Genomic DNA, 13,840 nt, shown 5'->3' with positions numbered 1-13,840 from the left:
CCCGCTGGCTGCGTCGTTGCGGCTTAGTGGAAGGGGAAGATGTAGTTCATCCAGCTGGCCATGCGCAGCAGTACCTTGCGCATGATGGCCACGTGATGGAAATGCTTGGTGTAGATGGCAGCCTGACCGCTGGAGCCGGCTATCACCTGATACTCCTGCCAGCGTGGGTCGGTGATCTTGATGCGCACCGGCAGGCGGCCGGGGATCACCGCCGAGCTCTGGTCGATCAGCGCCGCATTGGCCTGCACGTTGCCCGAGGCGATGGCGGGGATCACTGCTTCTACTTCACCCTTGAAGATCTTGCCGGGGATGCCGTCGATGACTACTTCGGCCTCGTCCCCTACCGCCAGGCGCTGCATGCTGTTTTGCCAGAACCAGCCGACGTAGGCGTTGTCGTCCTCGTGGATGAAGGTCATCACAGGGCGATACATGAAGGGAGTGGCGATCATGCCCGGGCGCAGGGCCAGCTGTACCACATGGCCGTCGCTCGGGGCATAGACCACGGTCTGGTCGAGCTGGTACTTGGCTTCGCGCAGTTGGGCCCGTACATCGTCCAGGGTGGCTTGTTGCTGATCGAGCTGGGCGACCAGATCGTCGACGTTGGCCTGGGTCACGTCCAGATCGCGCTGCTTGCCGATGCCGCGGCGCATCAGCTCGGCGGCGCGATCCCGGTCGAGCTTGGCTGAGCGCATGCGCGCCTCGATGGATTTGAGGTGCTCCTCGTTGGAGCTGACCCTGGCCTCCAGGCTCGCGGCGCGCTGGCGGAACGGCTCGTCGTCGATACGAAACAGCACGTCACCCTTCTTCACCTTCTGGTCCGGCTTGACCGCGACCTCGCTGACCCGGCCCTTGACCAGGGGAACGATGGGGGTGGAGACGTAGTAGTTGCGCGCCATCTCGGAGTAGGGGTGGTTGTAGTTCATCAGCATGATGAGGGTGCCGATGAGCAGCACGCCGCCGAGCACGGCGGTGGGCACGGTCCACTTGTTGAGCGGGATGCGGAAGATTTTGAAGACAGCTACACAGATGGCGGTGTAGGTGAGTACCAGCAAGAGATCCATGATCACTCCTTCTCTTGGGTCAGCTGATCGAGGCGGCTGCGCAGGGCGGCGACCTCATCCTTGAGCTCGGCGAGATGCTTCTCGTCGCGCTCGATACGCTGGGTAAAGCCCCAGCCCCGATCCTCCCGGTAGAGGGTCGCCCAGATCCAGAGGAAGGGCCACAGCACGTGCAGGGTAAACAGGCTGACCCAGCCGGCCACGTGAATGGCATCCTGATGGGGATGCTGACGATGCTTGGCTATTTCATAGGGAATGTCGTGAATGACGATGACCCCGTAAAAGATGACCAAACCCACAAAAAAAAGCAGACCAAGAGCAAAATAATCGAGTGTCATTTATGCCTCCACCGGCGTGACGCACAGCATTGTCATTGGAGCCCGGGTTCTGCAACACAACCAGCAACCGGGTTTCCATCCTGTTGGGCCCGAAATCTTAAGCAATCTTGTTGTACTGAAGCTTAAGTGGCTTCGAAATCGTCAAGATAGATGACGGTATTATTGGGGCGAGTCCATAAAGTCGTATCCATGACAAGGACTTACGCAGGGAGTATGGCATCAGTGAGGGGAAATTAGCAGCAAAAAAAGGAGCCTTTATGGCTCCTTTTCTGACATGTTTGGCGTGGATCAGCTTTCGCTGGCCTTGCCGATCAGGGCGGGTCTGAACTTCATCAGGAAGGCGACGGTCACCACCAGAGTGCTGGCCAGACCTATGAGGGTGGAGACGCCCATCTCCAGTCCGAACCCGATGGGGGCGTTGGCCAGATAGGTGAACACCACGGCGGTCATGAACATGGCCGGCAGGGTGCAGACCCAGTGCAGCTTGCCCTCTTTGGCGAGGTAGGCGGCGGCGGCCCACAGCATCATCACGGCGGTGGTCTGGTTGGCCCAGCCGAAGTAGCGCCAGATCACCCCGAATTCGGCCTTGGAGATGATGAAACCGAGGATGAACATGGGGATGGCGATGAGCAGTCGCTTGGCCATCGGCTTCTGGGTCAGGTTGAGGAAGTCCGCCACGATGAGACGGGCGCTGCGAAACGCCGTGTCACCGGAGGTGATGGGCAGGATCACTACGCCTAGGATGGCCAGGATGCCGCCGACGGTGCCGAGCAGGCTGGTGGAGACCTCGTGCACCACGGCAGAGGGGCCGCCGCTTGCCAGGGTGGCGTTGAGCGCTTCTGTGCTGTCGTAGAAGGAGAGCCCCAGGGTGCACCAGATGAGGGCGATGATGCCTTCACCGATCATTGCTCCGTAGAAGATGAAGCGGCCGGATTTCTCGTTCTGCATGCAGCGCGCCATCAGCGGGGACTGGGTGGCGTGAAAACCGGACACGGCGCCGCAGGCGATGGTGATGAACAGCAGCGGCCAGAGCGGCAGTTCGGTCGGGTGCAGGTTGGAGAAGTCCATCCCGGTGTTGTAGAAGCCTTTGCCGGAGACGATGAGGCCGATGATGAGGCCGACCGACATGAACACCAGCAGGGCGCCGAAGATGGGGTAGAAGCGGCCGATGATCTTGTCGATGGGGACTATGGTCGCCAGGATGTAGTAGGCGAAGATGGCCACAATCCAGTAGACCAGGTCGGTGGAGGTGAGGTTGGCCAAGAGGCCCGCCGGGCTCAGCACGAACACCACGCCCACCAGCATCAACAGCACCACGGCAAAGAGGTTCATGAAGTGCTTGGCGGCGGTGCCCAGGTGCTCGCCGACCACGGTCGGCACAGAGGCACCCTTGGCGCGCACCGACAGCATGCCGGAGAAGTAGTCGTGAACCGCGCCGGCGAAGATGCAGCCAAACACGATCCACAGCATGGCGACCGGGCCGTAGAGGGCACCCAGGATGGGGCCGAAGATGGGGCCGACGCCGGCGATGTTGAGCAGCTGCACCAGGTAGACCTTCTTGTCCGACATGGGGACATAGTCCACCCCGTCCGCCATGGTGATGGCGGGGGTTTTCAGCTCGGGTTTTGGCCCGAATATCCGCTCGATGAATTTGCCGTATACGAAGTAGCCGGCTATCAACAAGCCGACACAGAGGAAGAACCAGATCATTGCTACGCTCCTGCTTTGTTATTTTTTGGTGTGCGCGGCCAGTGTAGGGGCTTGCACTGTTAACGGCAGGTAAAAAGGGGCGAGCGGCCGTATGGCGACCCGAGCGGTTGGCGCCCGTGATCCGGCTCACACCGCGCGGCTCACTCCAGCCCGAGCTGCTCCTTCAACTCCTTCAGGTAGCGGCGGCTGACCGGCACCTGGGCACCGCTCGGGGTCACTATCTCCGCCAGCTGATTCTCCAGCAGCCGGATTTCAAAGATGGCGGTCGGGGCCACCAGATACTGGCGGTGGCAGCGCAGCAGCGGGGTCTTCTCTTCCAGCGATTTGAGGGTGAGCTGGGTGTGAAACAGCTCGCCCTGGCTGGCGACGTGCACGCCGCCGAGATCGGAGAAGGCGTACTCCACCTGTTCGATGGGCAGCAGCCGCACCCGGTTGTGCAGGTAGCCCGGAATGTGGCGAATGGCGGGGGCGATCGCCGTCATGGGCTGCGGGCTGAGATCCTGTCTCAGCCGCGCCAGCGTCTTGGCGAGGCGGGCCGGCTCCACCGGCTTGAGCAGGTAGTCGAAGGCGTTCTCCTCGAACGCCTGGATGGCGTAGTCGTCAAACGCGGTCACGAACACGATGCGGGGCAGGGGATCGAGCATGGCCACCAGCTCCATGCCGCTCAGCTTTGGCATCTGGATGTCGAGAAACACCACGTCGGGTCTGAGCCGCTGAATGAGCGGCAGCGCCTCGATGGCGTTGGCGGCCGTCCCCAGCAGCTCGATATCGGGCTCGGCGGCCAGCTGCTGCATCAGCTCCTCGCGGGCATACGGCTCGTCATCGACGATGAGGGTGCGGATCATGGGGTTCTCCTGCATGGCTGGGGGACAAAACTGGCGTGGTGCAACGGCCGGATCATGGCGCCTCCCTGGGCAGGGTGACGGAGACCCGGGTCCAGCAGTCGGGCTCGCAGCTGACGCTCAGGCCGTAGCGGTTGCCAAAAGCGCTCTTGAGGCGCCGATCCACCAGGGTCATGCCGAGCCCGTCACCGGCCGGTTTCTCCTGCCAGGTGCCGGCATTGTCTTCGACGTGAATGGTGACCCGATCCGCCGTCTGCTCGGTGTAGAGGCGAATGCGCCCCTGCTCCAACAGGGTGGAGATGCCGTGCTTGATGGCGTTTTCAATCAGCGGCTGCAGGGTGAAGCTCGGCAGCTTGAGGCCGGCGAGGTCGGGCGGGATGTCGTTTTGCACCGTCAGCCGGTCGCCAAAGCGGGCCAGCTCGATCTCCAGATAGGATTGGCAGTGCTCCTGCTCCTCCTGCAGGGTGGCCAGCCCGCTCTGGCGCTTGAGGTTCTTGCGAAAGAACAGGGAGAGGTGGAGCAGCAGCTGACGCGCCCGCTCGGGCTCGCGCCGGGTGATGGCGCTGATGGTGTTGAGGGTGTTGAACAGAAAATGGGGGTTGATCTGGGCCTGCACCAGCTTGAGCTCGGACTGCACCAGCAGCCGCTGCTGCTGCTCCAGCCGGCCGGTCAGCAGCTGCTGGGAGAGCAGGTTGGCGATCCCTTCCCCCAGGGTGTGGTTGATCTTGAGAAACAGTCGCTTCTTGGGTTCATAGAGCTTGATGGTGCCGATCACCCCCTCGTCGCCGTGCAGCGGGATCACCAGCACAGAGCCGAGCTGGCACAGGGGCGAGATGCTGCAGCGGTAGGGCTGGCTGTTGCCGTCGGCAAACAGCACCTTGTTCTGGGCGATGGCCTGCATGGTGATGGCGGAGGTGATGGGGGTACCCGGCTTGTGGTGATCCTCGCCGATACCGATGAAGGCGAGGATCTTGTCGGTATCCGTGATGGCGACTGCGCCGACCCCGGTCTCCTCCTGCACTATCTGGGCGATGCGGGTGCTGGCCTCGGGGGTAAACCCCTGGCTCATGATCCCCACGGTGCGGTTGGCGATGGTGAGCGCCTTGGCGGAGAAGACCCGGGAGAACTTCTCGTACATTCGCTGCTGGTCGCGGATCATGCTGATGAAGAGGGCCGCACCGCAGGAGTTGGCGAGGATCATGGGGGTGGCGATGGTGCGCACCAGCAGCAGGGATTTGTCGAACGGGCTGGCTACCAGCAGGATGATCACCATCTGCATGATCTCGGCGTAGAGGGTGGTGAAGAAGGCGATGCGTGGCTCGAACAGCGCGTCCATCTTGCCTGCCCGCATCAGTCGCCAGTGCACCAGTCCGCCCAGCAAGCCTTCGCAGGTGGTGGAGATGGCGCAGGCGAGATCGGTGAACCCCCCCAGGGTATAACGGTGTATCCCGCCGGTCAGTCCCACCAGAAATCCCACCAGCGGGCCTCCCAGCAGACCCCCCAGCACGGCGCCCACGGCGCGGGTGTTGGCGATGGCATCGTCGATATCCAGCCCCACATAGGTACCCAGAATGCAGAAGCAGGAGAAGATGAGGTAAATCAGCACCTTGTGGGGCAGCCTGACCGAATAGTTGGTCAGTGGGCGCAGCAGCGGACTCTTGGAAAAGAGGTAGGCGATGACCAGACTGACGCTCATCTGTTGAAGCAGGGAGAGGACCAACTGCATAAAAAATGTTCCTCAGAGTCCGTGCCGAAAAAAGCGGCAGTCTTGAATAAATGTGACCAGGATCTTGTTCTGTGGGCCATTCTGGCCAGAACGCCGGCGAAGTGTGCCAGAAACGCGGAATAAAACCATATCAAATCAGCATGTTAAATTGATATTTGTGTAATTGCCCAAGGATTGATATTGCTGAATTGAGCATGAATGTATCCGTTGGATACGCCACACGGAGGTGGCATGCTCCGCCCGACCAGCAGGTCGGGCGTTTTTTATCCAGGGGACGTGGCAAACCATTTTGAGGGTAATCGGGCAATTATTCAGGTTTGTCCAATGAGTTATCCCCAGCTTCTGGGGATAACTCAGAATGCAAAATAGTAACAGAAGCGTCGGGTCAGGTTGAAAAACAGCCGCTGCCCTTCGTCCAGATCTTCCTGCTTGAGAAAGGATTTGATGGTGCGCTCATCCTCCCGCAGGTCGACCATGGCCACCCCTTCCGGTCGTTGTGCCTTGATGTAGGGCAACACCTTGGGCTTGAGGGGCATGGTGGGTTCGGTGGAGAGCACCAGGGCTACCGAGTCGTCGGAGAGCTGCACCAGGGAGCCCGGCGGGTAGACCCCCAGTACCTTGATCAGCAGCTTGACCAGATCCTGGTCGAATTTCTTCTGCGACAGCTTGTAGAGCTGGCTGATGGCCTGGCTCGGCGCTGCCGGTGTCGCGCTGTTGCGCGGGTGCAGCAGCTCGTCATAGTAATCCACCAACCCGATGATCCGCGCCAGCGGCGGGATCTCGCCCCCCTTGATGCCAAGGGGAAAGCCGCTGCCGTCGAGCCGCTCGTGATGCAGGTGGGCCACCTGACGGATCTTGGGCTCGAAGGCCTGCAACTGGGTCAGCATCTCCAGTCCGTACTGGGGGTGCATCTTGAGGAAGTTCTGCTCCGACTTGTTGAGTTCCCCCCGCTTCTGGGTGATCTGGGTCGGGATCTTCAGCTCGCCAATGTCGTGCACCAGCCCGGCCAGGCCGGTCTCCTCGATCTCGATGGGAGTCATGCCCAGTTCCCGTGCCATCAACATGGCGATGAAGGCCACGTTCAGGCTGTGTTGCAGCAGGATGTCGGTATGGGGGCTGCGAATGAGGTGCAGCCCGAGTGGACCCTCGTGGGCGCTGATGCGGGCGGCGGCATTGCGCACTATCTGCGCCGTGTTGGCGAGCCCTTCGTCCGGCTTGAGGTTGAGGGCGCCCAGGGCATCGCGCAGCTCGGACATGGATTGGCCGAAGGCCTTGTCGGCGGCGCGCAGGGAGCGGCGAAATGCCTTCTCGTCAAACGGGGGAGGGCCGCTATCCTCCGGATCTTCGACAACGGAGAGATCGGGGCCTGGGCTCGGAATATCGCCACGCAACAGGGGCTCGAGAGGGAGGTCGCTCTTGTCGGGGTCGACCATCAGCAGATTGAGGTCAAGGTGGCGGATGATGTCGAGTTGCTGTTGATCCTTGATCTTGAAGGCATTGAACATAAAAGGGTGATTGGTCCATCCCGTGGGAAGATGGATATAGTGACCGACCCGCAACTGTTCTATGGATGCCTGTATCAGCGCCATACGCTCGCTCGCATTTCATGAATGCCTATGAACAAGCTAGCAAAATTAAGCAGATAGACAAACAAAAAAGCCCGCGCATGTGCGCGGGCTCTCGAGTCGACTCAGCTTATCAGGCTTTGGACTTCTTCTTGCCTTCTACTTTGGCATCAACCTTGGCGGCAGCTTGGGCCTCCTCGGTGAACGGACGGCCGTAGTAGGTGTCCAGCAGGATGGCTTTCAGCTCGCTGATCAGCGGGTAGCGCGGGTTGGCGCCGGTGCACTGGTCATCGAAGGCTTCCACGGCCAGCTGGTCAACCTTGGCCAGGAAGTCGGCCTCGGCGACGCCGGCTTCACGGATGGAGGCCGGGATACCCAGGGTCGCCTTCAGCTCGTCCAGCCATACCAGCAGCTTCTCGATCTTGGCTGCGGTACGGTCACCGGCGGCGGTCAGACCCAGGTGGTCGGCCACTTCGGCGTAGCGACGACGAGCCTGCGGACGGTCGTACTGGGAGAACGCGGTCTGCTTGGTCGGGTTGTCGTTCGCGTTGTAGCGGATGACGTTGCTGATCAGCAGGGCGTTGGCCAGGCCGTGCGGGATGTGGAACTCGGCACCCAGCTTGTGGGCCATGGAGTGGCACACACCCAGGAAGGCGTTGGCGAACGCGATACCGGCGATGGTGGCCGCGTTGTGTACCTTCTCACGAGCGATCGGGTCGTTGGCACCGTTCAGGTAGCTGGAGGGCAGGTAGTCCTTCAGCAGTTTCAGGGCTTGCAGTGCCTGACCGTCGGAGTACTCGTTGGCCAGCACGGAAACATAGGCTTCCATGGCGTGGGTCACGGCGTCGATACCACCGAAGGCGCACAGGGACTTGGGCATGCCCATCACCAGGTTGGCGTCGACGATGGCCATGTTCGGAGTCAGCTCGTAGTCGGCCAGCGGGTATTTAACGCCGGTGGCGTCGTCGGTCACGACCGCAAACGGGGTCACTTCAGAACCGGTACCGGACGTGGTGGTGATGCAGACCAGTTCGGCCTTCACGCCCATTTTCGGGAACTTGTAGATACGCTTGCGGATGTCCATGAAGCGCATGGCCAGATCTTCAAACGCGGTGTTCGGGTGCTCGTACATTACCCACATGATCTTGGCCGCATCCATCGGTGAACCACCGCCCAGAGCAACGATCACGTCCGGCTTGAAGGAGTTGGCCATTTCGGCACCCTTGCGCACCACGGACAGGGTCGGGTCGGCTTCGACTTCGTAGAACACTTCTACTTCCATCTTCAGGCCCTTGAGCAGACGAACCACTTCGTCGGCGTAGCCGTTGTTGAACAGGAAGCGGTCGGTCACGATCATGGCGCGTTTCTTACCTTCCAGGTCGCCCAGGGCGATCGGCAGGGAGCCACGACGGAAGTAGATGGATTTCGGAAGTTTGTGCCACAGCATGTTTTCTGCCCGTTTTGCGACTGTCTTCTTGTTGATCAGGTGCTTGGGACCCACGTTCTCGGAGATGGAGTTGCCACCCCAGGAGCCGCAGCCCAGCGTCAGAGACGGTGCCATCGCGAAGTTGTACAGGTCACCGATACCACCCTGGGTAGTCGGGGTGTTGATCAGAATACGGGCAGTCTTCATCTTGTCGCCGAAGTACTTGATGCGGTCGGCGTTGCGATCCTGGTCGGTATAGAGACCGGAGGTGTGGCCGATACCACCCAGGTTGACCATGTCGCAGGCCATCTCGACGGCTTCTTCGAAGTTCTTGGCACGGAACAGACCCAGGGTCGGGGAGAGCTTCTCGTGAGCGAACTCTTCCTCTTCACAGATCTTCACGCCTTCACCGATCAGGATCTTGGTGTTGGCAGGCACGGTGACGCCAGACATTTCGGCGATCTTGACCGCAGGCTGACCCACGATGTTGGCGTTCATGGCGCCGTTGATCAGGATGACCTTGCGGACCTTGTCGGCTTCTTCCTTGGACAGCACATAACCATTGTGAGTGGCGAAACGCTCTTTCACCTGGTCGTAGACGGAGTCGACCACGATGGCGGCTTGCTCGGAGGCACAGACCACGCCGTTGTCGAAGGTCTTGGACATCAGGATGGAGGCGACGGCACGCTTCACATCGGCGGTTTCGTCGATGACGACCGGTACGTTACCGGCACCTACGCCGATGGCGGGTTTACCGGAGGAATAGGCTGCCTTCACCATGCCCGGGCCACCGGTGGCCAGGATCAGGTTGATGTCGTTGTGCTTCATCAGGGCGTTGGAGAGCTCAACAGAGGGTTGGTCAATCCAGCCGATGATGTCTTTCGGTGCACCGGCGGCAATGGCTGCATCCAGTACCAGCTTGGCTGCGGTATTGGTGGAGTTCTTGGCACGGGGGTGCGGGGAGAAGATGATGGCGTTGCGGGTCTTCAGAGAGATCAGAGACTTGAAGATCGCGGTGGAGGTCGGGTTGGTGGTCGGTACGATACCGCAGATGATGCCTACCGGCTCGGCGATGGTGATGGTACCCATCTCGTCATCTTCGCTGAGGATGCCGCAGGTCTTCTCTTCTTTGTACTTGTTGTAGATATATTCGGAGGCGAAGTGGTTCTTGATAACCTTGTCTTCGATGATACCCATACCGGACTCTTCCACGGCCATCTGGGCCAGGGGGATACGGGCGTTGTTGGCGGCCAGGGCGGCGGCACGGAAGATCTTGTCTACCTGCTCTTGCGAGAAGCTGGCGAATTCACGCTGCGCTTCTTTGACGCGGGCAACCAGTGCATCCAGTTCAGCCAAATTGGTTACTGCCATGTTTATCTCCTGATGATTTGAAAACTGTTTAGTAAGACCTTGGCAATGCCCGGCAATTATAGATGCCTTGTCAAGAACAGAATCACCACAACGGGGTATTTACATGCCTTACTAAATCGCTTTCTGAGTCGATTATAGAGCGGGGCTGACTCAGAAAAACTTGATCTGGATCATGTGTAACAAAAGAACAAAAGAAATTTTGTTTCACAATACATGTTTGCCAGATGTTGCGCAGTTGTTTAGTGAGCCAGAGGCGGGATGAATGGTGCGTGAACAGGGGCTCACGCACCATTTTTCAAGCAGTTAGCACGATCACGTCCCAATGTCCCCGGTCCGTGCCCAGGGGCAGAATGGGGGCGGCATTGTGATAGAAACGGCGATCATCCAGGATCAGATACTCACCGACGTTTAATTGTTGTTGGAAAAATGGTTGTTCTTTTAATCCATGATAGAGCTGCAAGGCGCCGCCGCTGACCCCTTCACTGCCACAGAAGAAGACCCCGATGAAGTCAAAGCCATCCTGGTGCACCCCCTCCGGCGCGGGCGGGACGCTCTCTCCTTCGCCGGTGACGATGCGCATCTGGTGAATGCCGATGGCCTGACCGTCTTCCAGCCGGGTGTGGCGGGCGAACAGTTTCAGCAGCTGTATAAAGGAGGGATGAGCGACGAAGGCAGGCTCCAGCTCGGCATAGGTTCTGGGCACATCCCCCAGAAACTTGTTGATGGCGGCCGCCTGAAAGAAGACGCCGTTGTCGAGGGGCTGAAAGCGGGAGCCCTCCTTCTCCACCCGGCCGTAGCGGCGCTGGCGAAAGCTGCCCTGAATGTAGGGATCAACCGGCAGCCGCCCGAAGAAGCCCTGCAATGGGTTCAGGGTGCCTGCGGGCAGTGCATCCAGGTGCCACTGCAACTTGATGTCCGTATCAATCATCACGAAATCCTTGTTTGCTGAGATGAAATGTTGCGGCCAAACTCCATGGCCAGATAAAACTCGAAGCGATTTTATCAGAGTGTTAAATCGCGACAATCTTTATTAACAACTCAATCTGTCGAATTTTGTCGATGCATTAGAGGAACTAACTGAAAAGCCACGGAAAGGGTGAGATTATTTGATTGGTGAAGGTTTCGGGCATGATGTAAATTTACGCTCAGTTTATCGGGGTGGCCCACAGGGCCTCGTACTACTTCTGGATGGCGCCTATGGCAGCGATTGACGTCTCTTTATATCTGAAGTTTTTCATCGGTTTGTTTGCGATCATCAACCCGCTCGGCTTGCTGCCGGTGTTCGTCAGCCTGACCAGTCATCAGACGCCGGAAGAGCGGATGAAGACCAACACCACCGCCAACATTGCGGTGATGATCATCCTGCTGGTCTCCATGTCCATGGGGCAACTGATCCTGGACGGCTTCGGCATCTCGCTGGCCTCCTTTCGCATCGCCGGCGGCTCGCTCATCACCCTGATCGCCTGGTCCATGCTGCAGGGCAAGCTGGGGGAGGTGAAGCACAACAAACAGGAGAAAGGGGAACTGGCCGCGCGGGAATCTGTCGCTGTGGTGCCGCTGGCGCTGCCGTTGATGGCGGGCCCCGGTGCCATCTCCTCTTCCATCGTCTACGCCAGCCAGAGCACCTGGTCCCAGATGCTGGGCATGTCGCTGGTGGTGATGGTGTTTGCCTTCTGCTCCTGGTTGATATTCCGCGCCGCCCCCCTGCTGTTCAAGGTGATGGGCAACACCGGCATCAACGTGGTGACCCGGATCATGGGTCTCATCATGATGTCGCTAGGTATCGAGATCATGGTGGCGGGGATCAAGGGGGTCTTCCCCGGATTGATGTGATTCAGGTCTGTTTTGTTGGAGCCGGTCCTTGTGACCGGCTTTTTATTGTTTCTTTTTTGTTGGTCATTTCCTAGAATCGAGCGGGTTTGTATAAAAAACGTCCATCACGGGATATTTAAATTCTGAATAATTGGTCAAAAGCTGCTTTTTTGACCATGAAGTCCAGTCCTGCCTGACGATATCTATTGCATTATCAGAAATGTCAGGGAATTATGCTGGCAGCGGGGTACTTATCTCGTTGATGGAAAAATGCATGGAATGTTCTTGTGGAGTATGGAAATGACTCATAAAAAAACAATGATTAATACCCTATTGGTGGCAGCTCTGTTTGGCGGTGTCAACGCGGCACAAGCCGCCGATGTGCCCGCAGGTACCAAGCTGGCTGAGGTTCAGCAGCTGGTGAAAGGCAACGGCTCCGAGCCCGCAACTCTCGACCCGCATAAAACCGAAGGAACGGTTGAATCCAATATTCTGCGTGACCTGTTCGAAGGTCTCGTCTCCTCCGGCCCCAAGGGTGAAGTGCTCCCTGCCATGGCCGAGTCCTGGGAAACCAAGGACAACAAACACTTCGTCTTCCACCTGCGTAAAAACGCCAAGTGGTCCAACGGTGATCCGGTCACTGCCCACGACTTCGAATATGCCTTCAAACGGGCCGTCGATCCGAAAACCGCCTCTCCCTACTCCTGGTATCTGGAGATCCCGACCATCGTCAACGCCTCCGACATCATTGCCGGCAAGAAGCCGTCAGATACGCTGGGTGTGAAGGCGGTGGACGACTACACCTTCGAGGTGCAGCTGGAGAAGGCGGTGCCTTACTTCGTCAGCATGCTCTCCCACACCACCACCTACCCGGTACCGAAGAAGGTGATCGAGAAGTTCGGTGACAAGTGGACCCAGCCCGGCAACATGGTATCCAACGGCGCCTATGTGCTGAAGGATTGGGTGGTCAACGAGCGCGTCGACGTCGAGCGCAACAAAAACTACTGGAACGATGCCAAGACCGTCATCAACAAGGTGACCTATCTGCCGATCCAGTCCACCAACGCCGAGCTGAACCGCTACCTGGCCGGCGAAGTGGATCTCACTTACAACATGCCCATCGAGCGTTTCAAGCAGATGAAGAAGGATCTGCCGAACGAGGTGAAGGTGAGCGGCTACGTCGGTACCTACTACTACCAGTACAACTTCAAGAAGAAGCCGTTTGATGACGTACGGGTGCGTACCGCGCTCTCCTATGCCATCGACCGCAACGTGATCGCCGACAAGGTGATGGGCAAGGGGGAAACCCCGGGCTACACCCTGGTCCCTGATTTTGTGGATGGCTTCAAGCCGGTGGCGCCGGCCTGGTCCAAGCTGACCCAGGCAGAGCGCGATGCCAAGGCTAAAGAGCTGCTGACCGAAGCCGGTTTCGGCCCGGGCAAACCGCTCAAGTTCGAGCTGCTCTACAACACCGACGACAACCACAAGAAGGTGGCGGTTGCCGTGGCCTCCATGTGGAAGAAGCTGGGCGTGCAGGTGAGCCTGGTCAACCAGGAGTGGAAAACCTACCTGGAGACCAAGAAACAGGGTCAGTTTGACGTGGGCCGTGCTGGCTGGATCGCCGACTACAACGAAGCCTCCTCCATGCTGGATCTGATGCAGACCACCCACGGCAACAACGACGGCAAATACTCCAACCTGGCGTTCGACAAGCTGATGAACGAGTCGCGCAATCAGGTGGATGCCGAGGCGCGCAACAAGCTCTACGTCCAGGCTGAAGAGATCCTGGCCAAGGATATGCCGATCGCCCCCATCTATCAGTACGTGACTTCCCGTATGGTCAAGCCCTACGTGGGCGGCTATCCGGCCAACCCGCTGGACAACCTGTACAGCAAAGACATGTACATCATCGCCCACTGATTTTCGTTACAAGTCGCATAACAAGCAGGGCCCGCCAGACGGCGGGCCTTTATTACAACCGCGACCCTTTGG

The 13,840-nt window shown here is 59.0% G+C and carries 10 protein-coding genes; 2 read left to right on the top strand and 8 right to left on the bottom strand.

Annotated features, from left to right (window positions below):
* Positions 1–23 precede the first annotated feature (23 nt).
* The 8 genes from G5134_RS04510 to G5134_RS04475 all read right to left on the bottom strand — a co-directional run bounded on the left by G5134_RS04510 (position 24) and on the right by G5134_RS04475 (position 10,964).
* The gene (locus tag G5134_RS04510) at positions 24–1,061 is read right to left on the bottom strand and encodes an HlyD family secretion protein (protein ID WP_005302227.1); all 1,038 of its coding nucleotides are present in this window, start codon (positions 1,059–1,061) and stop codon (positions 24–26) included.
* A 2-nt stretch (positions 1,062–1,063) separates the two neighbouring features.
* Positions 1,064–1,396: a DUF3302 domain-containing protein gene (locus tag G5134_RS04505; protein ID WP_005302225.1), complete on the bottom strand. Its 333-nt coding sequence runs from the start codon at positions 1,394–1,396 to the stop codon at positions 1,064–1,066.
* Between the two features lie 288 nt (positions 1,397–1,684).
* Positions 1,685–3,106, bottom strand: coding sequence for a carbon starvation protein A (locus G5134_RS04500; protein WP_010633644.1), 1,422 nt, complete (start codon positions 3,104–3,106; stop codon positions 1,685–1,687).
* Positions 3,107–3,246: 140 nt separating this feature from the next.
* Complete coding sequence (btsR, locus tag G5134_RS04495; protein WP_010633645.1) at positions 3,247–3,951, bottom strand: two-component system response regulator BtsR; 705 nt, start codon at positions 3,949–3,951, stop codon at positions 3,247–3,249.
* Positions 3,952–4,003: 52 nt separating this feature from the next.
* Entirely contained in the window at positions 4,004–5,674 is a 1,671-nt protein-coding gene (locus tag G5134_RS04490; RefSeq protein ID WP_065017987.1) for a sensor histidine kinase, read from the bottom strand.
* Positions 5,675–6,027: 353 nt separating this feature from the next.
* Entirely contained in the window at positions 6,028–7,263 is a 1,236-nt protein-coding gene (locus G5134_RS04485; protein WP_065017988.1) for an HD-GYP domain-containing protein, read from the bottom strand.
* 109 nt (positions 7,264–7,372) lie between these two features.
* Positions 7,373–10,036 carry a bifunctional acetaldehyde-CoA/alcohol dehydrogenase gene (adhE, locus tag G5134_RS04480; RefSeq protein WP_017784052.1) on the bottom strand — a complete coding sequence of 888 codons (2,664 nt, stop codon included), beginning with the start codon at positions 10,034–10,036 and terminating at the stop codon, positions 7,373–7,375.
* 295 nt (positions 10,037–10,331) lie between these two features.
* Positions 10,332–10,964: a 2OG-Fe dioxygenase family protein gene (locus G5134_RS04475; RefSeq protein WP_025201517.1), complete on the bottom strand. Its 633-nt coding sequence runs from the start codon at positions 10,962–10,964 to the stop codon at positions 10,332–10,334.
* 269 nt (positions 10,965–11,233) lie between these two features.
* Between G5134_RS04475 and G5134_RS04470 the strand changes: the two genes are divergently transcribed.
* Together G5134_RS04470 and G5134_RS04465 are read left to right on the top strand one after the other, a co-directional pair.
* Positions 11,234–11,869 (top strand): YchE family NAAT transporter, encoded by a 636-nt coding sequence (locus tag G5134_RS04470; RefSeq protein ID WP_005302204.1) that lies wholly within the window; start codon positions 11,234–11,236, stop codon positions 11,867–11,869.
* Positions 11,870–12,148: 279 nt separating this feature from the next.
* Positions 12,149–13,768, top strand: a complete 1,620-nt coding sequence (locus G5134_RS04465) for an ABC transporter substrate-binding protein (protein ID WP_017764221.1) — start codon at positions 12,149–12,151, stop codon at positions 13,766–13,768.
* The last annotated feature ends 72 nt before the right edge of the window (positions 13,769–13,840 follow it).

Origin of the sequence: Aeromonas sp. 600276 (genome assembly GCF_049175815.1) — a bacterium.
GTDB lineage: Bacteria > Pseudomonadota > Gammaproteobacteria > Enterobacterales > Aeromonadaceae > Aeromonas > Aeromonas dhakensis.
This window is presented reverse-complemented; position numbering and strand designations above follow the sequence as displayed.